Raw genomic sequence first — 19,771 nt, 5'->3', positions numbered from 1 at the left:
TCCATGACTAAGCAGTCGCTTTCGAATGACGACTACCAATCGCTCAAAATATTTCTTGATCGCCACTTTGAGTGGTATGCGCCCAAATATCCGACGACGCCGCCCGGTTCCCCGTCACAGTTCTTGGATCGAATAGAAACGACCTCTCTCGCAAACGCCAAAAAGGGTCTGCAAATGGCAGTCAACGACATAGTTGAAGACACCACAGACTGGACGCCGGAACAAGTCGCTGCCGCTGATGCCAAGTTCACAGCCGCTGGCACCTTCACCTTGAGCGAGGTCAGGCGGCGCTACTCGAAGAAGTACCTGCAAATTCTGAAGCGAGGGGTAATCCACTCCGAGACTGAGTACTACTTGGTCAAGGGCATCAGCGACGGCGGGGGTCTCGAACCCGGTGCGACGGAGTCGACTCAGCTTCAAGCCATGCTCAACGACTTCGAGGCACGACTTGCTGCTTCTTTAAAGCAGAAGCCGACTGCCTCGGAATAGTCCGGGTCGAGATTGGTGTGCAGAGGTGGATAAGCGTTCGATGGGAAAGTGGTCAAGCTGGGTGAAAATTCACAAACTGCCCCATGACAGCTTCATCAGTTTCACAGGCTAACCCCGTCTCATTCAACTTCAATGTTGCTCACGTTGCGACGATCCAAGCAAACTTGCTGGAACTCGCGTCGCGGCTGGACTTCAGTGTTGGCCAAGAGGTGGACGACCTCGAAGAGCACGAAGTGGCGTACCTTCAGTTGAGCGATGGATTTCCCTTTTTTCTCAGCAAGTACAAGAGCCGACCTTCGAACGCGACGGAGGTGTTTTTTGCATCTCAGCTGAATAATTGGGAGGTCAGGCTTGAGGAGATCTGTTCCGCTCTTGGCATCAGTTCGTCGGATCTGCTCTGGAAGAACGTCGCGTATACAAAGACCCCTTGAACGAACGGCACCGCTGCAGTGATGTGTCGGTGATGTATTCCGGTCGTCCTCCCAGAGGCGGGAGTGAACGAAGTCGAAGATCAATCTTCTACGAAAGGTCGGTGCTCTGCCATGGGTCGAGGGGAAACGCGCTGAGGATCTTCGCGTCCATTTCGCTGCGCAGTTGGTCGGCAGCCTAATGCAATTTTCGAACTCTGTCCAACGCGTGACAGTCGGGGGAATGCCCATGCCAAAGAGGCAATCGATGAGGGCCACCGTCTCACTGCGTGCTTTGCGAGCGCGCTGATTCGCTTTGTTCCAGCGCATGTAAAGCTTTTTCCAGGTCTCGAATACTTGGGGGTCGACTTCCACAGCGATGCTCCGATGCTCCATCGCGAGCGAGATGTCTGATGCCCCAACTCTCTCGCGAAGTGCTGCTGGTTAACACTGTCAAAAGTGATGGGGGGGGCGCTGGGCCGCTGCAGTCATCAGTCGTAATAGTCCGCTCAAGGCCGTTGTTGACGGCTGGACCGTTTAGGGCGTGACGTCGGTGACGTGTTGAAGCAGAGCGAACGCCACGCGCCATGCACGCCCGTCGCAGTGAACGGTGGCCGTACGCTGGTTGAGCCGAACGATTTCTCCGACGTGGCGCTTCAGGCTTTGGTCGGTGAAGCTCACGCGCTGGCCGACGCGGAAGTCCTGTTTGTGATGGATCTCCGGCGGCGGCCTCAGCGGCGCTGCAGTCGCCGGTGAGGGTGACGCGCCTGCCTGCTATTCATCGGCAGGCAAAACGGCCGCATACAGCACGCTGAAGCGCTGTTTGCTTTGCTCATTGAGCAGCGTGACCTGTCGGTCTTTTCATCGCCGCGATGCGAGCCTCGCGCAGCTTGCCGGCCCCCCAGTCCCAGTACTTCACGAGTTGGCCCATGTGCAGCTGCCAGCGCGCCTGCACGACGCGCCTGGGGTCGGCCATGAGCTGCTCGATGACCCAGCTGAGCTGGTACAGCTCTGCGCTGGTGGCCATGGGGAGATCTTCGATCTGCTTGACACGCATGCTGGCGATTTTGCCAGCGGCGATGCGCTCAGGCCGCGAGCCTGTCGGTAGGCTGTGAGCTCGTCGGCGCCGCCTTGGCAAGCTCACTGGCGGCTTTGCCGAGCCAAGCCTCCCCCTCCTGCGGCGAAGGTTGGACGTTCTCCAGATCGACGAGCAAAGTGGACGCTGCGCCCATGCTCAAGCGGTGCCGCGGCAACGCGGATAGCTCGAACACCCCCAGAATTCCTGGCCTGCGTTGGCTCCCTTTCTCGCCGTGCGTCGCACCATGGGCTGTGCGCACCTGGGGCAGCTCGGGGCGGCTGTCTTTGCCGCTTGGGGTGCTGCGTTGGTGGCCTGCCCCGCCCTGTTGCCGTCGTCGGGCCTGGCCGAAGCGCTGCCTCGGGCCTGCTTCAACAACCGGTGCAGCTGCGGGCCGTCGAGCAGGCGAAGGTTGCGACCACTGGCGAACGCTTCAGCTTCCGGCGTAAACCGACCGGAGGTGACCACGAACCCACCGACGGCGCCCTTGGCCGTCATGACGCCATAGAGCTCGCGCACCACGGGCACGCCGACCTTGAAGGCCCGCCATTGCTTGCACTGCACCAGGTACTTCTCTCCGTTCTTGCGAAGGGTGAGATCGATGCCGTCGTCCGGACCCGCCTCGAAGTTCTCCGCGACCTGGTAGCCCTGCAAGCGGAATCCCTCGCCCACGAGCATCTCGAACTCCCGCCAGCTCATGTCGTCAAGGATGTCGGGAGCGTCTGAGCGGGTGACGTTGTCCATCAACGAACGCCTCGCGTGACGGCGCCAAGCAGAGATGGCTGCGCCGGCGAGGCAGAGGATCGGCACGATGTACTGCCCGCCAGTCGCCAGGCCGCGCCCCACGGCTCCGACCATCGCATTGCCCACCTCACCGGGGCCAAAGGCACTGGGAAGGGGCGCTATCGCGATGCGGTGGAGGAGCAGGTACCCGGCAACAGCCAGGAAGACTCCAACGTACCAAGGCAAGAGCGCGATCAGGTCGACCATGTCTTCGGCGGGGCTGGTTTTTTTGCGGCGGGCCATTGGCGAGTGCCTCCTTCTGGCGGATTTTGCCCAAAAGCAGCCGACTTTGATACAGTCCGTTACGCTCGTCACGACGGGATTTCGGCCGGCCAGGTGCGTGCGGCGCGGATCGACACACTGGCTCTTTTTTAGGCGCAACCCCGCCGGTCCGCGCCGAAGCCCAAACTGAGGCGCCGCGCCGATTGAATCGCACCATGGGGTGGAAGCCGACGCCGTGATGCTCACGACCGATACCGGTTATGACCATGATTGAATTGCTGAATCGTCGCAGTTGGCGATCTACTACTCCGTTCTTTGAATGACCTCCACCAAGGCGCCTGTCCCCAAGACGTCCATGAGCGAGCATTTGCTCATGGCTGCGTATTGGATCGTTGCCATCGTCATCCTCGCCGCACTCGTCGTCCTGTTGGTGTACTTCCATGCTTTTGGCGGGCAAAAAATGTCCGGCGATCCCGGCGATTGGGGAGCGTTTGGAGACTACGTCGGCGGGCTTATCAACCCCCTCGTCGGGATCGCCACAGTCACGTTGATCTTCCTGACGCTCATGCTGCAGAGGAAGGAACTGCAGGCCTCGCTTGAAGAAATACGCAGTGCCCATCGAAGTGCGGTGCTCCAGGGATTCGAGCAGTCGCTGTTCTCGTGGCTGGCCAACTATCACTCCCTTCTTTCGGCCACGAAAAGCAAACTCGGCGGCGAGGGACGTCAAGCCTTGACAACCATGTACGAGCAGCGCTTCTCGAGCGTGGTTGCGATGCAGAGGCATCAACGTGCCGAAGGCCTTGGGGCCCTCGATGAAGAGGAAGCGAAGATCTATCTTGGGGAAATACGCAGGGCGTCCGCAACCGGGGACGCCGAAGAAAAGGGCAACCTCTCCAACGTTTTCATGATCGCGCTCTGGGGCTACAAAGAAGTCATCCGTATGCATCGATCGGAGTTGGATGCCGTCTTTCGCACCCTGTACCGTCTGCTGCGGTGGATCGACACCTCTGAACTCGACGATGTTCAAAAGTGGCACTACGTCGCGCTTGTGCGCGCGCAACTTTCCTGGATCGAGTTGGTTTTTATTCTCTACAACTGCCTCACACCGGAAGGCGAGAAGTTTGCTGATCTGGTCAATGACTATGCGCTCTTCGACAATCTGGAGGGGGCACCCGATGAACTGATTGATGCCATCGCCCATGAGTTCACTGTGTCGCCCCCGTCTTCGTTCACGGCGAACCTGCCACCAGAACCATGGCCGTTCAACGAAGCTGCATTCTCATCCGAGGTCGCCAAAGCCAAACGCAAGCTGCCACCGTCGGCATAGCCAGCCCTCATAGCCGCACAAGGACTCTGCCCTTGGAATTCCAGCGTCGAACTCCCCTTGCCGTTTCGCGGCTCCGGAGCGTTGCCGTCGATCGACAGCTCGAAGACCGCCATCAATGTTCGGCATGCCGAACATGACGGAGGTAGACGGAACGATCCCGCCCTCGTAGCCGCACGAGCACTTTTCCCTCGAAGTTTCGACGTCGTCCTGCGACCGCCGCTCCAGGCTACCGAACCCGAAAATTCATTCCGCTCGCGGAGCAACTCCACGCGGCCGTTGCATAAGTTTCCTCACGGCGCCATCAAGCAAAAGACCTCCGCTGTTGCGACCGTTCGAGACTTTCTCGGTGTTCGGCATGCCGAACACCGAGAAATGGAGCCGGACAGAGAGGTGAATTCGGCACATAGCGAATTCGGGGAGACCATCGAACGGACATCCGCGTCGCCCCGCTGCGCGGCAGTGCCGCCAGGAACAGGCCTACTCTCGCAGCGTAAACACCACTGAAAGGTATGAGACCGGCTGGGTCTGAATGGCCTCGATCCCATGCAGTGCGGTCGCATCGAACAGCAGCGAGTCCCCTGCCCTCACCTCCGCAGTCCTGCCGCCATAGCGGTAGCGGACCTCCCCGGACAGGAAGTACAGGAACTTGAGACCCGGATGCTGGAAGGTCACATAGGGATCGGCCCCGGGCAGCAGCGTGACCAGGTAGGGCTCCACGAACAGGTTGCCCGACAGCAGATGGCCCAGCAGCTCGTAGCGGTAGTCCGCCACCGCGCCGATGCGATCGACCAGGACACCATGTCCTGCGCGCACATGGCAGAAGTCCGTTCGCCGCGCCTGATCACTGAAGAAGCGCGAGGTCGGCACATGCAGGCCCTGCGCGAGGCGCTCCAGGGTCTCCACCGAAGGCGAGACCAGCCCGCGCTCGATGCGCGAGAGCATCGAGGCAGAAATCCCCGAGGTCTTTGCCAGCGCGCCGCCAGACACATCGGCCGCCATGCGCAGCGCCCTCACCTGCGCGCCAATGCGCGCCGCGGACAAACTGCGCACGACGGGCACTGGCTGCCGCGGCCGAGCGCGTGTGACCGACGCCGGCAGTTTCGGCAAATGCGCAGTGGGAAATGGCGACGGCACCCGAATGTTTCGCATGACCACGGACCTCTTGTAGAGCCATCAGGTCTTTCGATTGTGACTCAAACACGGCTGACGTAAAAGCAGCTTTCTCGAAGACTTCCCCCGTGACCAGTCCTAGGAATTCTTCGAAGCAACCCAAAGCCTCGGCGAGGGAAGTGCTTGCTTTGAATTTGATCCGCCAGCGCGGAGCAAAGGGGTGGTCCCAGGAGGCTTTGGCGTTCGAAGCAGGACTGCATCGGACGTTCGTCGCCCACGTTGAGCGTCAGGCTCGCAACATTTCACTCGACAATCTCGAGCGTCTCGCTTTGGCACTGAATCTCAGGCCATATCAGCTTCTCGAGGAATAGCCGCCGCCGGATCAACGATCCGAAGCGTCTCGCGCCCTTCTGCGCCCCCCGTACAGACTTCTCTTGAGTGCGCCGGCCGCTCTATTTGGACTGGTGCCGCGCCTGCGAACAGCACCTGAGGTGCGCTATAGCGACTTTGACTGGAGCCGGAGCCTAGCTACCGCTGATTCGGAAGTCCTCGTCTCAAAAGCGAGACATACCGACGTGCATTGAAGCGGCAGGTTGTTGTTCAAGGCCACGCCAAGACCGGAGGCCATGTTGAGGCCGCCCGGCCCCATCTCGCCCAGCGCCACCGCGATCCGCCCCGGCGCGGCATGGGTTGCGGCCGCCATCATGGCCCCGCGCCCTCGTTGCCGCACCTCGACGAAGCGCAATTGCACCTGCTGCGCGACGGCGTGCAGCAGCGGCCCCAGCTTGCCGCCAACAATGCCGAAGACTTCGCGCACCTGCGCCGCGGGAAGCAAGCGCACCGCGCCTGCGCGCCGTTGATCTGCAGGGCCATGCGTCAGTCCTCCGCCGTGAAGTTGGCCGCCTTGGCGGTTAGCCGGCGTGTCGATGGAAGCGGCCCGCAGCGGCAAGGGCAGTCACCATGTCAGCGGCCGCTGCAGGTAGGCCATCAATACATCGATGGCTACCGGAAATCCCGGCTCACCGTCGCCCCCGCCAACCGCCCCAGCAGCGGCGTCAGATCTTCCAGCCGCGTCGCGACCAGGTTCTTCACCGCCCCCTCGCGCTGCCACCTGCCGTGAACGGCCATGAGCCGAGCGCCCAGCAGTTCCTCGCGCTGCACGTCCCTGAGGCTCTTCCAGACGATCACCTGCACCACGCCCGTCTCGTCTTCCAGCGTCACGAAGATCGTGCCCTTCGCGGTCTCCGGCTGCTGGCGCAACGTCACGATGCCGCAGTGGCTCACCTGCTCGCCGTTTTCGACCCCGTCGAGATCCCGCGCCGTCATGAGCCCGCGCCGCGCGAGGCGCTCGCGCAGCAACGCGAGCGGATGCCGGCGCAAGGTCAAACCCGTCGAGGCATAGTCGAACACGATCTCCTCGCCCTCGGGCGCCGCGTCGAGTTCCAGAAAATCCTCATCCACCGGCACCTCGCGCAGCAACCCAGGCGCTGCGCGCAGCCCCGACGCTTCCCAGACCTGCTGCCGCCGGTGACCCGACAGGCTCGCGAGCGCATCGGCCGCAGCCAGCAACTTCATCTCGTGCAGTTCCAGCCTCGCGCGCAGCGCCAGGTCCTCCGTGCTGTCGAACACCTGCTGCGCGCGGGCCTCGACGATGCGCCCGGCCGAGGCCGACGCGAGCCCGCCGATCATGCGCAGCCCGAGCCGCACGGCCGGTTCGTGCGCCAGGTCTTCCAGGGTGCAGTCCACGTCGCTGTACATCACGTCGACCGGCCGCACCTCGACGCCGTGCCGCCGCGCATCCTGCACCAGCTGCGACGGCGAATAGAACCCGAGCGGCTGCGCGTTCAGCATGGCCGCCAGGAACTCCGCCGGATGGTGGCACTTGATCCAGCAGCTCGCGTAGACCAGCAGCGCGAACGACGCGGCATGGCTTTCCGGGAAGCCGTACTCGCTGAACCCCTTGATCTGCTCGAAGATGGCCTTCGCGAAGCTCTCCTCGTAGCCGCGCGCGGTCATGCCGTCCACGATCTTCGCGTAGTAGTGCTCCAGCCCGCCCTTGCGCTTCCACGCCGCCATCGCCCGCCGCAAGCCGTCGGCCTCGCCCGGCGTGAAGCCCGCCGCCAGGATGGAGATCTGCATCACCTGCTCCTGGAACACCGGCACGCCCAGGGTCCGGCCCAGTGCTTCCTTCAGTGCCTCGCTCGGGTAGACCACCGGCTCCCGGCCCTGGCGCCGGTTCAGGTACGGGTGCACCATGCCGCCCTGGATCGGCCCCGGCCGCACGATCGCGACCTCGATCACCAGATCGTAGAAGCAGCGCGGCTTCAGCCGCGGCAGCATGCTCATCTGCGCACGGCTCTCGATCTGGAACACGCCGATGGTGTCGGCCTTGCAGATCATGTCGTAGGTGGTGCCGTCCTCGGCCGGGATGTCCTGCATGCCGAACACGCAGCCCTTGCGCAGGCCGATGAAGTCCAGCGCCTTGCGGATCGCGGTCAGCATGCCGAGCGCGAGACAGTCCACCTTTAGCAATCCGAGCGCATCGAGGTCGTCCTTGTCCCATTCGATCACCGTGCGGTCGGGCATCGAGGCGTTCTCGATCGGCACCATGCGGCACAGCGGCCCCTTCGTGAGCACGAAGCCGCCCGTGTGCTGGCTCAGGTGCCGCGGAAAGCCGATCAGCTGCTCGGTCAGGTGCAGCAGCTGCTGCACCTGCAGTGAATCCGCAGACAGGCCGAGCTCCTGCAGCCGCTCCGGCCGCACCGCCCCCCCGTCCCACCACTGGTGCCCCTTGGCGAGGGCGTCCACCGTCTCCAGCGACATCCCCAGCGCCTTGCCGACGTCCCGGATCGCGCTCTTCGGCCGGTAGCTGATCACGACCCCGGTGATCGCGGCGCGGTCGCGCCCGTACTTCGCATAGAGGTACTGCAGCACCTCCTCGCGCCGCTCGTGCTCGAAGTCGATGTCGATGTCCGGCGGCTCGTTGCGCTCCTTGGAGATGAAGCGCTCGAACAGGACGCTCATGCGGCCCGGGTCGACCTCGGTGACGCCCGTGCAGTAGCAGACCACGCTGTTCGCGGCGCTGCCGCGCCCCTGGCAGAGGATGTGGCGCGAGCGCGCGAACATCACGATGTCGGCGACCGTGAGGAAGTAGTGCTCGTACTTCAGCTCGGCGATGAGCGCGAGCTCGTGCGCGATCTGCGCCTGGACCTTGGCGGGGATGCCATCGGGCCAGCGGCGCCCGGCCCCCTCGTAGGTGAGGCGGCGCAGATAGCCGGCCGGCGTCTCGCCCGCGGGCACCACCTCGTCGGGGTACTGGTAGCGAAGCTCGTCGAGACTGAAGCTGCAGCGCGCCGCCACCGTGAGCGTTTCCGCCAGCAGTTCGGGCGCATAGGTCTGCGCGAGCCGCAGCCGGGTGCGCAGATGCCGCTCTGCGTTGGGCTGCAGTTCGAGGCCGCAGTCGGTCAGCGGCTTGCCCAGGCGTGTCGCGGTCATCACGTCCTGCAGCGGCTTGCGCGAGCGCACATGGAAATGCACATCGCCCGCGGCCACCAGCGGAATCTCGGTGGCCGCGCTGATCTCGCCGAGGCGGTGCAGCCACATCTCGTCGTCGAGCAGGCGCAGCTTCTCCACGGCGAACCAGCAGCGCCCGAGGAACTCGCGCAGCAGCCAGGTCCCGAGCCAGCCCAGCTGCGCCGGCGTGGCCATGCGCCTGGGCGAAGCCAGCACCACGCAACCGGCGAGTTCGGCGCCGCGGATCTGCGCGAGCGTCAGCTTGTAGGTCCCCTTCTCGGCGCTGCGCCGCAGCTTGGTGATGAACGCCGAGAGGTTGCCGTAGCCCTCCAGATCGCAGGCCAGCACGGTGAGCGTGAACGGCGCGGCCTCCGGGTCGAACTCTGCGTCGGGCTCGACGAGGAACTGGCTACCGATCAGCAGCTTCAGGCCATGGTCCTTCGCCGCCACATGCGCGCGCACGACACCGGCCAGGCTGCATTCGTCGGTGAGGGCCAGTGCCGTGTAGCCCAGCTGCTTCGCGCGCTCGACAAGCTCCTCCGGCTGGCTCGCGCCGCGCAGGAAGCTGAAATTGCTCACGCACCGCAGCTCGGCGTAATCGGGCAGGTCCACGGGAGGCCTCTCAGGCGAAGGTGCCGTGCAGGAACCACGCCGTCTCGTCCTGGGCCAGGCGCATCTGGAAGATCCACAGCACGCCGGCGTGCTCGCTCACGGCCACCCAGTAGTCGCGGCTCGCCTGGCGCGTGGTCTCCTGTCCGCCCTCACCTTCTTCACCTTCCTGCGTCGTGCGGTCCCACCATCCGCCCTCGACGCGATGGGGACCCGCGAGCAACTGCAGCACGCCCTGGTAGATCGGACGGTTGGCCTGGGTCGCGAGGCGCAAGGGCTTGGGCAGGATGAAGGTCGGCTGCGGCACGTCGACCGTGCGGCACCGCGCCCGTGGCGCCGGTTCGGGCGCCGGACGCCAGCGGCACATCCACTCCAGCCGGTGGTCTTCGAGGATGACCGGACGCAGCACGCGGTCGGGCCCGAACCGCGCTGCGATGCGCTCGAGCACCAGCGCCAGGCTCTCGCCCGACTGCCGGGCCTCGGGCAGCATCGAGAGGCTCTTCTCCTCCAGCGACTGCACTTCGGTCGCCAGCAGCTCCAGGTCGCCCACGGGCGCCAGCAGCTCGACCTTGCCCAGGTGCTCGGCCAGCAGCCGCATCAGGTGTTCGGTGTCGCGCGTGGCCTGCGCGGTACGCACGGTGAGCTCGCCGCCGTCACCGGCGGTCCTGGCGCGCATCGCGTCATGGCACCAGCGCAAGGTGAACGCGGTCACGCCGGATCGCCGGGCCATGAGCCAGCCGGCCATCTGCAGCATCAGGCGGCGGGCACCGAACATCATGGCGGGCGCGTGCTCGACCCGCGCCATCAGCTCGAGCCTGGCGCGGAAGGTCTCCGGCAGCTGCGCCCAGGGATAGGTCTCCGGGCGCAGCCCGTAGGCCTGGTCGAGGGTGGCGAGCAGCTGGGCATCGAAGCGGCGGCTCAGGCCGCCGCGCGGCAGGGCCCGCACCTGGCCCAAGGTCCGGCAGCCGAGACGGGCGAGCGTCGCCTGGTGGGCGGCGACCTGCGTCAGGGTTTCGATCGGCAGCGCGTCGAGGAGCTGAACAAGCGGCTTGGCGAAGCCGTTCGACAGGCCGGCCCGGGCCACCGCGAGCGCGGCCAGGCTGGTCGGCGCCCAGCTCAGCTGCCGCACGCCGAGGTCGGGGCATTCCTCGCGCACGCGCTCGACCAGCCGGCGCTTGCCGCCGAACAGGCGCACGCTCTGTTCGAGTTCCATGACAACCGCTGGGCACGGCAGAAGCGCTTCGAGGACCGCGACGCGGGGCGTGAATTGCAGGCACCACGTCGCGAGGGCATCGAGCGCCTCAGTGCGCGGCTGCGGGTCGGCCGGCAGGCTGTCGGGAAGAAGGGCTGCCCACAGCATGGGAAAGCTCCCGGGATTGGCGCGCCGCGATCAGGCGGCTCGGGTGGCGAAGGCGCGGCGTGAGGATGGCCTCCAGGCCACCGGGCACCGAGGAGAGCGTCAGTTCCCCCTCGTGCGGCGGCCCCTTGCGCTTGAGCAGGTGGATGCGCAGCTCCCAGTCGACGCCGAAGCGCGCCTGCAGACGCAGCGGGGCGGCCGACGACTCGTGCTCGGCCGCGGCCGGCCGACACAGGATGACGGGTCCGTCGCAGCCCTGGGCGCAGACCTGCAGCCGACGGATCTGCTCCTGGCGGGCCTGCGGCAGCCAGCTCACGAGCATGCCGGCGGCATTGGCCTTGATGAGCTGCTCGGTCGCCCACAGGCGCTCGACGGGCTTGTCGGCGGCGATCCAGACCAGGTGGCGCTCGTCGAGGCCGAGGTGGCGCAGCCCCGGCAGGTGCGGAGCCTTCGGCGGGCCGATGACGACGATCTGCCGGCCCTGCCCGACCAGCGTGCGCATGGCGGGCGCGAGCAGCCGCCATTCGAGCACCGAGGGCTGGACCTGCAGCACTTCGGTCAGGGACTGGCAGGGCCAGCCGCCGCCCGGCAGTTCGGCATCCAGGCGCTCGAACCCTGTGCTCACGGCCGAAGTGACCGGGGTGCCGAGCGCATCGCCGCGCCAGACGGCCGCTTCGACCGCGTGCGGCAGCACGACGGCCGGGCGCCGCGGCCGCTCCGACGGCGGTGAACTTTCGCGGGCCGATGGCGCTTCATCGCCATCGGCCCATGACAGGGGGATGGCCACAAGGACTCCAGATACTGTATGGATGAACAGTATCCATCCGGTGCAGGGAAGTGAGCAAGAAGGTTTACAAATTTGCTCTGGCCATGCCGCTTTGTGAAATCCGACAGGCCGCACGCCCAAGGAAAATCCCCGTCCGGCGAAGCCGGCACCGCCGCCACAATGGGACGCATGTGCTACTCAGCCCAGATCCGCGCGGACTACAAGCGGTTCTTCCGCCAGTTCGGCGGCGTCCTGTCGCTGCGCGCCTTCGCCAAGCTGTACTACGAGCGCCAGGGCAACCCCAGGATCAAGATCCCGAAGGCGGTCGACGCGGCGTTCATGAACCCGGAGTCCGACGAGGAGCGGGAGATCAAGGGCCTGATCGACGCCTTCAACGCCGAACAGGCCATGGCGCTCGAGCAGGACCTCTTCACGCAGCGCAAACGGCTCGCCGACGCCGAACGCAAGCTCCAGGTCAAGGCGACGAAGAAGGCCGCGGAGGATGTGCGGATCGCCACGGCGAAGATCGAGTGGGGTCTCGGCAAGCTGGCGGACCTGAACCGTGTCGAGCTCGAACCGCGAGACGCAAGGATCTTTCCGGGCGTGTACGTCCCCGTGATGATCTGGGAGGACGGGCAGCGGGTGGTCAAGCCCATGCGCTACCAGTGCCGGCCCGCCGGCAAGCCCGCAAAGTTCGATGCGCTCTATCCCGGCACCTACATCGCCCGGCGCGACAACCTGGAAGGGTTCTGGAAGGACGTCTTCGGTCTGTCGCACGGGCTCATGGTCGTGAATGCCTTCTATGAGCACGTCAAGCGGGATGGCGAGGATGTGGTGCTCGAGTTCAGGCCGCGGCCGCAGCAGGACATGCTGGTCGCATGCCTCTGGTCCGCATGGTCGGCGCCCGGCGAGCCCGACCTGCTCTCGTTCGCTGCCATTTCCGATGAACCTCCGGCAGAAATCGCGGCGGTGGGCCACGACCGTTGCATCATCCCCATCAAGCCGGAGAACGTCGATGCGTGGCTGAGGCCGGATCGCGCGAACCTTGGGGCTTCGTACACAGTCCTCGACGACCGCGAGCGGCCGTACTACGAGCACAGGCTGGCGGCATAGATGCAGGCCCACCCCCATTCCCGATAGCGACTTTAGACTGAGTGCAGTCGTCCGACCTGTGATCGGCGACTGGTGGCAATCTACTCAGAGCCGCCTTCCATTGCAGTGGAACAAGACGAGCTTTCGATTCCTAACGAAGCGAGGCGACAACATCCAAAAGATGTTTTGGAGCGACTGCCGACGCAGTCTCCTTCAGCGATGATGGACCTGTTGCCTTGCCGCTTCAGACATTTCGCGCTAAGCGCACCAAGGTCGGTGCTCTGCGGCTATAAACACTTAAACCAAAGGCAATCTATGGGGGAAATATGGAAGATTGCGAGCGCGTCGATGCTGCTTTACCTGTGCGGCAAGGCGACGTATTAAAGCGTGTACGTGGCGACGGCAACTCAAATCTGGTAGTTGTTGTCACTGCCGATTGCGATATCGCCAACGGAAAATACGGCGAAGCGGGCCTGGCGTGTGTCCAGTTGGACCTGCTCGCCAATCACGTGTTGGGCGAGCACGCGAGGGGGCTCGCACAGGCGGCGCTGAAGAAGCGCTTCGAAAAGGCCGCAGAGTGGGTCAACAAACGCTGGCGTGAGAAGAGTGCAGACAACGGAGACTTATCGGCGGAGCACGTTAAAGCGTGGATCCTGGCTTCCAAGCCCGAGGAGATAGAGGCTGAGCTGAACCTGCCCGTTGATGACCAAAAGAGCTTCATCAAGAGGGAATGCGTTGCACTGAAGGCAGCGAATAACTTCGTCGATTCCTCGACTGATCGCTATTCTGGAATCGATGCTCTGTGCGCACTCCAGGCGCAGATGCCGACGCGGAGCGCACAACTGAAAACCGTCTTTGGAACACTGAATTCCAAAGACCTGCCCCTGGACCTCTTCTATATCTCCAGCGTCCCGGACGTGCCAGGTTTGGGGTTTGTCGCGAAACTTCGCGCACTGACCTTCATCCCGTTCGAGCGCAGCTTCACCTCGCTGGACGCGGCAAAGGACGTCGACAACAGCTTTGTCCGCGTCGGCCGCCTGGCCCCGACGTTCCGCCACGCGCTGGCGCAGCAGTTCGGCATGCTCTTCGCGAGGATCGGGATGCCCAAGCAGTTCGAGGTAGACCGCGATGCCGCGTTCGGATGGATTGCTGAACAGATCAAGACTGAGATGGAAGCGCTGCAATGACCAACGCGATTGCTATCGACTCTTCGGCGCTGGATCGCCTTCAAGCCGGGTTCGACTTTGATGTCGACTGGTTTACTACCTGGTCAGAAGAATCGCTGCCCGAAGGCGTCAGCCGGGAGGAGATTGGGCAAACCATCTATTTGCTCGGCCCGAAGGCAGATGCCGATTCGCATCTTCTGGTCATCGAGATCAGGGAAAAGGGCCTGTTCGGCTACTTGGAGGCCAAGCAGAGACCCGAAGCCTTCATGCGCCTGGTTCGACTGGGCCGATCCGAGCAGACGGCCGGGCGGCATCCGCTGCCAATTTCCTGGGCGCCGTATCACGCGAAGAGTCTTGTCTCCTTCAGGTCCAACAGCGGTGCATCAGGCGAGCATGCGCGAATCGAAGTGGACCTGAACCCTCGCGGAACCCGCCACGTCTTCGCCTACAACATTAACCGAGAAAAGCGCGACCTATACACCGTCAAAGTCGACCACACGATATTTGACGCTGCGTTGGCCGGATTGGACGACGCGGTGATTGCGATGCTGTCGCGGCCTCCGGCTGCGGCACGCCACGACGACACCAAGGTCGAACTTGCTGAGCTGGCCAATCGCGTGACGCTCGGGCGCAGTCTGGATGCATGGCTGGATGGTCTGCTCACCCAGCCGCAGATGGATTTCGTCAACGTGCCGTTGACCAAGAGCTTGCGACTGGTGGGCGCGGCTGGCACGGGCAAGACGCTGTCGCTCGTGGTCAAGTTCGTGAGCGAGCTCAGAAAGCACGTGGATGACACCGAGGGCTATCGCTCGCTTTTCCTCACGCACAGCCAGGCGACGGTCGAGCTGATCACCCAAGCGATTGCGTCCATGGATCACGACGGTATCCTGTCCAGAGGCAAGTCGACGTTCGTGAAGATCTGCACCCTGCAGGAGCTCGCCAACGAGGCGATGAAGTACAACCTCGACGGTCTGGAGCCGTTGTCCTCCGACGGCCTTGAGGGGCGCGCCCTGCAACTGGAGGCAATCGAAGCAGAGATCGAGCGCGTCCAGCGCAGCGACTGGGTGACTGCCAAATCCCGTTGCAGCGAAGACTTTCGCAAGGGAATGTCGAGCACCCGCGGCACACCGGCGTATCAGACGTTCGCGAGGGAGATTGCAAACGAAATCGCATGCGTGCTCGAGGCTGACGGCGTAAGGCAGTCGGCGGAGCGGCGCGAGCGATACCTTAACGAGAAGCGCAAGTCCTGGATGATGTCCTTGCCTGACATTGAGGATCGACGCGTCATTCTCATGGTTTACGACCGGTTCCGCAGCCTCTTGAAGTCGATGGGTGTGCTCGGCACCGACCAGATGATCGCTGACTACCTGGGGTTCCTCGATAGCAACCGCTGGGACAACATCAGGCAACGCGAGGGCTTCGACGCCGTCTTCGTCGATGAGCTCCACCTGTTCAACCGGCAGGAGCGGATGACGCTGCATCACCTGATGCGCGACGACGCCAAGGCGCCGGTCGTGGTCATGGCCTACGACAGCAAGCAGAGTGTTCGCGACACTTTTAATGGCTTGCACGACGCGCCAGGCGGAGTGGCCGGGCTGTCCCGCGACATGCGGCTGGGCGAGACTGAGAGATTCGATCTCGCCGAGGGTTTCAGGTACACGCCGGAGATCGCGCGTGTTCTGGAGTGGATCGACCAGGGCTTCCCGGCTGCAGGCATCTCAGAAGAGCTCGGATTTGACTGGCGTCCGATTGGCCTGGGAAGCATGAAGCAGAGCGGCTCGCAGCCTATCCTGGTTCGGGCGAAGAGCACGCTCGACATCTGGAATTGCGTCTTCCCTCGCGCGCGCGAGCGAGCGAAGTCGCTGCAGAAGGGGCGGCGCGTGGCTGTGCTGTGCGCCAGCGAAGCGCTCTTCAAGAAATACTCGGAAGCCGGGCAGTACGCCGACTGGTTCCTGCCGATCTCGGACAGAGAGCAACTGTCCAGCCTTCGACACGCCGGCAAGCGCTTCGTCTTCAGCATGCCGGACTTCGTCGCGGGAATCCAGTTCGATACGGTCTACCTTATTGAGGTGAACGACGGAGAGGTCGAGGACGGCCCATATTCGACAGGCGCTCTCCGCAGGTTCGTCTCGACCGTCTACCTTGGGGCAAGCCGGGCTGAACAGGTCTTAGAGATCTATTCGTCCGACGAGCGTGGTGGTCCATCACGTGTCCTGCGGCATGCCCTCAATAACGGCGCGCTGGATGTGATCGAAATCAGTGATTTGCCGTGATAGACAGGGTTCCGACGACCAGGCTATGTGAGGCTCAACTCCATCCGGCTCCGCACATGGTCTATCGAAGGACAGTTTGTAACGCACCACACTTTGAATCGCGTCGAGGCGATTCAGGCCGACGCGGCGAAGCTGGCAGGTAGGGGTACAAAATTTCGCAGGCAATTAATTAGTGACCCCTCCTGGCCGGCCGGGAGCAGCCTATGAGAATCGGTCGGGTGACCGGCCGCAAGCGCTGCGAATGCGCCGTTTGGGGTAAGACCGCTCCAGACTGCAAACGGTAGGTGGCGACCCAGCCATCCGAAGACTGCTTGCAGAGGAACCGGTCATTCAACTTCTGCGTCGAGGGCTGGCCAGCGGCACGCACTTCAATTCCCTAGCCACGCTTCCACTCACCTGCAGACGCAGAGGTTCGTGCGCAGAAACTGTCGGGAACAGGCCCGTACCTACTGTTCTACAAGGACGGCTCCGCACTCAAAGCCGCTCCTCGCCGTTTGAAATCACATATAGAAGCTATATTTTGGCTGAACAACTCCGTCGACCGCGACGTATTTGAGAACCTTCCCGACTTGGCGAGCAACTCGCATAGTGATCGGCTCTCCCCCATCGAACTGTGTGTTGTTCCAATTAAGCTTAGTTAACGCCAAAATCTCCTCGGCAAGTTTGCGGGGGCTTTCGTCGCCTTGAGCAATCTTGAATCGAAGGGTGCGTGGAACATACATGCCCGGGAACGTGGAGTAGTAGGGAACGCTTCCTTTTGTGTACAGGACATGATTGCGGTCATCGAGACTCAGCAGCGTCCCTCGCAACGGCGGATAGCTGCCCTCCCGAAACAATCGCGTGAAACTCTTCTCCACCACCAGGAAGTCAGCAGTATCGAGGCGCTGATCCTCGACTGCTCGATTGAAGCCCGACAACTCTTCCGCGCTAAAGTTCGAGCTCTTGTGCAGCACTAGACGGGCAGGTGAGTGCTTATGCTCCCGCCGATACTCGGTGAGGGCATGGACGATCAGCGTAAAAGCATCCTCGCTGGAAAGGTGCGGAATCGGATCGTCCTTTTTCAAGGCTACCGGCTTTCCACGCACGATCACGCCTTCGCCCCGTTCGTCGTAGACCTGGGCCATGCTGGTCATGAGGTTGACCTTGTCCAGGGAGCGATAAAAGTTAATGCCGACGAAGCAAGTCTTCAGATCGTTCGGGTTGCGCACCATGCGCCAGGGCCGATAGTTGGCCTTGTAATACAGGGCGATATGCAGATTCCATGCGCGGGTGGCTTCATCTTGAAGCCTTCGCTTTCCATCCAGCTTGTCTGCCTTCGCCTTCGCGGTGGAGTCGTAGGTGGTCGGCAGAACGATCTGGATTGGCTGGCCGAACTTCATCGCTTCGGCCTTCAACATGTGATGAAGATCCAAGTCAGTTCCGTAGGCCAACTCCTCCTTCTCACCCTGAGGTACGTCCTTGGTCTTCGCCTCGCGGTCGTCTTCGTCCTCATCCAGTCCTACGAGTTCGGGAGGCAGCGCTACCAGCACGACAGCAGGCCTGATCTCTTCGGACAAGGCTTTTATTTCATTGGCTAATAGCTCCACGCCACGAATCAGCGCGCCGTAATGGGCGTGGTCCGACAGGGCCCGGAGGTCTCGCGGCGGAATGATTCGGCACGACGCATCGTCAATCTCAAAGGACGCTCGAAACGGCGAACTGTCTCCAAAGCCAGGGAAGTCTGGAAAAAGGTTTGGCTGGCGACTTTTCTTGGCCTCAACTCCAGTTGCACATCGCCCTAGCCAGCGACGCAGCCCGTCGATAGTCTGCTGAGTACCGACGATTCCGATTCGTATGCGCCGCACGTCGTCATCTACGGTATCGAGAGGGCCATACAACTTTAGGCCTTGCCTGATGTCCACGTGGCGGCCGTGCCGACCGAATTCGAGCTCTGGCTCTTCAAGGAAATCTAGCTTCATATCTCTAGAAGAGGCCGAGGGGGAGTTCATTGCCGGCAAGTGGAGCTTCTTCGTCCCCTGCAGTCCAAACGGCGTCGTCTAGGCCGCGCTCGGACTGGAACGTCAGCGGTTCCCCAAAACTGAGGTGAGGATACGGTTCGGCAAAAAGGTCCGTTGGTGGATTCAGGAATTCGGCCCACATGCCCAACTGGCCAAGTACCGCGTTGTTGCGTTCGAGGCGCTTTATGCCTGTGGTCCATTCGGCCGCGTACTTACTTGGCTTCATGGCGTCAGGCCCTGTGAAGTAATAGGTGGGACTGACCTCCAGATACCAGGAATCGCCATACCTGACGAATTGGGCGTTCATAGCCGAGTGCCTGTGGCCCATGACGTGCCCCTTCTTTTTGTTCACCAATACCTTCACGACCTCTCGTGACGTGAGCTTCTTCTGCGCTTGATAGCTGAGCACTGTCGGGGTGCCAGCCTCCTGCGCAGGGAAGAAATAGACACTAGAGCTCTTGTCGAACAAAACCCTTCCCGGCGAGGATCGAAGGAACTGGCGCAAGCAGCTATTCAGCAGCCACACAAATTCGCGCTGAACTACTGGGTCATCCGATGCAGACCACTGCTCGACAGGGAAGTCCTCAACTGTTCCTCGGTCACACAGGAATGAATATTGAGGTTCGGTCAGGTCGCGCACCGTCAATACCTGCTTGCTGCGGACCACGTTCTCAAATGTCAGCTCTCGGCCCTTCAGGGCCTGCCCCATCGCTTTGGGTTGATGGTGCGGCGTCTCAGCCAGAAACAGACGGGCCGGCAGAGATCTGACCGCAATCAAGTTGCTGATGAGGCGCTCTGGGCGTCGCAGTGCAATCCCTCGGGTGCCTTGAGCCTGTGTCCTTACAAGCTCCGCAAGCCCCACGGCCGCGCTGGCGTCGAGCCGGTTCTGGCTCTTGACGAAGTGGAATTTTCGCTCTTGGACCCGCCCGGAGGGATCGCGAACAGGAAGCCAAAAAACCTCGTCGGTGCGAGGCCTCGACACGACAAGGATCACGGGGACGTTGTGCTGCAGCCAGTAGTCCACGTCTCGCTGCTGCGCCAGGTATTCAAAGCCCTCGTCGGTCTCGCCTTCGAAGTTCGAGACAGCCTTACTCTGAACTTTGACCGACAAACCCGAAACCACGCCCGATGCTGCGTCTCTGATCTCAATCTCACCGTCAATGCCTGTGTCGTGCTGAGATGTCGGTCTCCAGACATATCCCATCCTGGAAACGGCGAGGCTGATGAGGGAAGTTCCTTGTTCACCGAGCAGTTGTTGGTCCGTCAGCTTCTTGTCCGACATCCTCTTTCCGTCTCCCTAGCTGGTTGCCGGTAGGCAGCTGCTCCCAAGTAGTTAGCGAGGCCAACGCGCTTCAAGAAGCAGCTATAGGCTCAATCCAATGCATAGACGAGCAGTAGCACCTATGCTGTATTTTCCTCAAATTATGCACTGCCATGCACCAACAGTAAGTCCAATAAACCACATGCCGCTGGCTGGCGACAATTGACAGCGGTTGGCATCGAGGCGTTCCCTGAGCAATTGCTTTCTCCGCTTTTCCTCTACCAGCGCCACACCGCTGTCGAAAGCCAGTGTCCGCGGTGCGAG

Annotated in this window: 16 protein-coding genes; 7 read left to right on the top strand and 9 right to left on the bottom strand. The window is 62.6% G+C overall.

Translation table 11 applies throughout. The features are described 5' to 3' along the window. Positions 1–3: 3 nt before the first annotated feature. Positions 4–489: a hypothetical protein gene (locus VPA02S_RS20635; RefSeq protein WP_062365460.1), complete on the top strand. Its 486-nt coding sequence runs from the start codon at positions 4–6 to the stop codon at positions 487–489. Between the two features lie 83 nt (positions 490–572). Then, positions 573–920 carry a hypothetical protein gene (locus tag VPA02S_RS20630; protein ID WP_155736628.1) on the top strand — a complete coding sequence of 116 codons (348 nt, stop codon included), beginning with the start codon at positions 573–575 and terminating at the stop codon, positions 918–920. An 808-nt stretch (positions 921–1,728) separates the two neighbouring features. Here the strand turns inward: VPA02S_RS20630 and VPA02S_RS32230 are convergent. Both VPA02S_RS32230 and VPA02S_RS20620 read right to left on the bottom strand, forming a co-directional pair. Next, complete coding sequence (locus VPA02S_RS32230; protein WP_244883695.1) at positions 1,729–1,923, bottom strand: hypothetical protein; 195 nt, start codon at positions 1,921–1,923, stop codon at positions 1,729–1,731. Between the two features lie 207 nt (positions 1,924–2,130). Then, positions 2,131–2,997: a restriction endonuclease gene (locus VPA02S_RS20620; RefSeq protein WP_062365458.1), complete on the bottom strand. Its 867-nt coding sequence runs from the start codon at positions 2,995–2,997 to the stop codon at positions 2,131–2,133. 298 nt (positions 2,998–3,295) lie between these two features. Between VPA02S_RS20620 and VPA02S_RS20615 the strand changes: the two genes are divergently transcribed. Next, on the top strand, positions 3,296–4,303 hold the full coding sequence (locus VPA02S_RS20615; protein WP_081247610.1) for a putative phage abortive infection protein: 1,008 nt from the start codon (positions 3,296–3,298) through the stop codon (positions 4,301–4,303). A 477-nt stretch (positions 4,304–4,780) separates the two neighbouring features. On the opposite strand, the gene VPA02S_RS20610 is transcribed toward VPA02S_RS20615, so the two are convergent. After that, positions 4,781–5,353: a helix-turn-helix domain-containing protein gene (locus VPA02S_RS20610; RefSeq protein WP_028256447.1), complete on the bottom strand. Its 573-nt coding sequence runs from the start codon at positions 5,351–5,353 to the stop codon at positions 4,781–4,783. 188 nt (positions 5,354–5,541) lie between these two features. On the opposite strand from VPA02S_RS20610, the gene VPA02S_RS31475 reads away from it, so the two are divergent. Continuing rightward, entirely contained in the window at positions 5,542–5,784 is a 243-nt protein-coding gene (locus tag VPA02S_RS31475; protein WP_081247609.1) for a helix-turn-helix domain-containing protein, read from the top strand. A 125-nt stretch (positions 5,785–5,909) separates the two neighbouring features. Here the strand turns inward: VPA02S_RS31475 and VPA02S_RS20605 are convergent, their stop codons facing one another. From VPA02S_RS20605 to imuA, 4 genes are all read right to left on the bottom strand, one after another. Then, on the bottom strand, positions 5,910–6,248 hold the full coding sequence (locus VPA02S_RS20605; protein WP_028256448.1) for a thiamine pyrophosphate-binding protein: 339 nt from the start codon (positions 6,246–6,248) through the stop codon (positions 5,910–5,912). 167 nt (positions 6,249–6,415) lie between these two features. Further along, positions 6,416–9,538 (bottom strand): error-prone DNA polymerase, encoded by a 3,123-nt coding sequence (locus tag VPA02S_RS20600; RefSeq protein WP_062365456.1) that lies wholly within the window; start codon positions 9,536–9,538, stop codon positions 6,416–6,418. A 10-nt stretch (positions 9,539–9,548) separates the two neighbouring features. Then, positions 9,549–10,895: a Y-family DNA polymerase gene (locus VPA02S_RS20595; RefSeq protein WP_062365455.1), complete on the bottom strand. Its 1,347-nt coding sequence runs from the start codon at positions 10,893–10,895 to the stop codon at positions 9,549–9,551. Beyond that, positions 10,837–11,679 carry a translesion DNA synthesis-associated protein ImuA gene (gene imuA, locus VPA02S_RS20590; RefSeq protein WP_062365454.1) on the bottom strand — a complete coding sequence of 281 codons (843 nt, stop codon included), beginning with the start codon at positions 11,677–11,679 and terminating at the stop codon, positions 10,837–10,839. The genes VPA02S_RS20595 and imuA overlap by 59 nt, the downstream gene beginning before the upstream one ends. A gap of 168 nt (positions 11,680–11,847) precedes the next feature. Here imuA and VPA02S_RS20585 point away from each other — a divergent pair, with 168 nt between their 5' ends. The 3 genes from VPA02S_RS20585 to VPA02S_RS20575 all read left to right on the top strand — a co-directional run bounded on the left by VPA02S_RS20585 (position 11,848) and on the right by VPA02S_RS20575 (position 16,189). Further along, positions 11,848–12,771, top strand: a complete 924-nt coding sequence (locus VPA02S_RS20585; protein ID WP_062365453.1) for an SOS response-associated peptidase family protein — start codon at positions 11,848–11,850, stop codon at positions 12,769–12,771. Between the two features lie 305 nt (positions 12,772–13,076). Continuing rightward, positions 13,077–13,937, top strand: a complete 861-nt coding sequence (locus VPA02S_RS20580) for a hypothetical protein (RefSeq protein ID WP_155736626.1) — start codon at positions 13,077–13,079, stop codon at positions 13,935–13,937. Next, positions 13,934–16,189, top strand: coding sequence for a UvrD-helicase domain-containing protein (locus VPA02S_RS20575; protein ID WP_062365451.1), 2,256 nt, complete (start codon positions 13,934–13,936; stop codon positions 16,187–16,189). The genes VPA02S_RS20580 and VPA02S_RS20575 overlap by 4 nt, the downstream gene beginning before the upstream one ends. A 500-nt stretch (positions 16,190–16,689) precedes the next feature. Here the strand turns inward: VPA02S_RS20575 and VPA02S_RS20570 are convergent, their stop codons facing one another. Continuing rightward, positions 16,690–18,147 (bottom strand): argonaute/piwi family protein, encoded by a 1,458-nt coding sequence (locus VPA02S_RS20570; protein WP_062365450.1) that lies wholly within the window; start codon positions 18,145–18,147, stop codon positions 16,690–16,692. A 4-nt stretch (positions 18,148–18,151) separates the two neighbouring features. Next, positions 18,152–19,468 carry a DUF4365 domain-containing protein gene (locus tag VPA02S_RS20565; protein ID WP_062365449.1) on the bottom strand — a complete coding sequence of 439 codons (1,317 nt, stop codon included), beginning with the start codon at positions 19,466–19,468 and terminating at the stop codon, positions 18,152–18,154. Positions 19,469–19,771 lie beyond the last annotated feature (303 nt).

Origin of the sequence: Variovorax paradoxus NBRC 15149 (assembly GCF_001591365.1) — a bacterium.
In the GTDB taxonomy this organism is placed as follows: Bacteria; Pseudomonadota; Gammaproteobacteria; order Burkholderiales; family Burkholderiaceae_C; genus Variovorax; species Variovorax paradoxus.
The sequence above is the reverse complement of the archived record's forward strand: the minus strand, read 5'-3'. Positions and strand labels throughout refer to the sequence as shown.

Coding starts and splice junctions, on each gene's coding strand:
- VPA02S_RS20595 (WP_062365455.1), bottom strand. CDS start 10,895: ATGCTGTGGGCAGCCCTTCTTCCCGACAGCCTGCCGGCCGACCCGCAG.
- VPA02S_RS20635 (WP_062365460.1), top strand. CDS start 4: ATGACTAAGCAGTCGCTTTCGAATGACGACTACCAATCGCTCAAAATA.
- VPA02S_RS32230 (WP_244883695.1), bottom strand. CDS start 1,923: ATGGCCACCAGCGCAGAGCTGTACCAGCTCAGCTGGGTCATCGAGCAG.
- VPA02S_RS20565 (WP_062365449.1), bottom strand. CDS start 19,468: ATGTCGGACAAGAAGCTGACGGACCAACAACTGCTCGGTGAACAAGGA.
- VPA02S_RS20575 (WP_062365451.1), top strand. CDS start 13,934: ATGACCAACGCGATTGCTATCGACTCTTCGGCGCTGGATCGCCTTCAA.
- VPA02S_RS20615 (WP_081247610.1), top strand. CDS start 3,296: ATGACCTCCACCAAGGCGCCTGTCCCCAAGACGTCCATGAGCGAGCAT.
- VPA02S_RS20570 (WP_062365450.1), bottom strand. CDS start 18,147: ATGAAGCTAGATTTCCTTGAAGAGCCAGAGCTCGAATTCGGTCGGCAC.
- VPA02S_RS20580 (WP_155736626.1), top strand. CDS start 13,077: ATGGAAGATTGCGAGCGCGTCGATGCTGCTTTACCTGTGCGGCAAGGC.
- VPA02S_RS20630 (WP_155736628.1), top strand. CDS start 573: ATGACAGCTTCATCAGTTTCACAGGCTAACCCCGTCTCATTCAACTTC.
- VPA02S_RS20620 (WP_062365458.1), bottom strand. CDS start 2,997: ATGGCCCGCCGCAAAAAAACCAGCCCCGCCGAAGACATGGTCGACCTG.
- VPA02S_RS20585 (WP_062365453.1), top strand. CDS start 11,848: ATGTGCTACTCAGCCCAGATCCGCGCGGACTACAAGCGGTTCTTCCGC.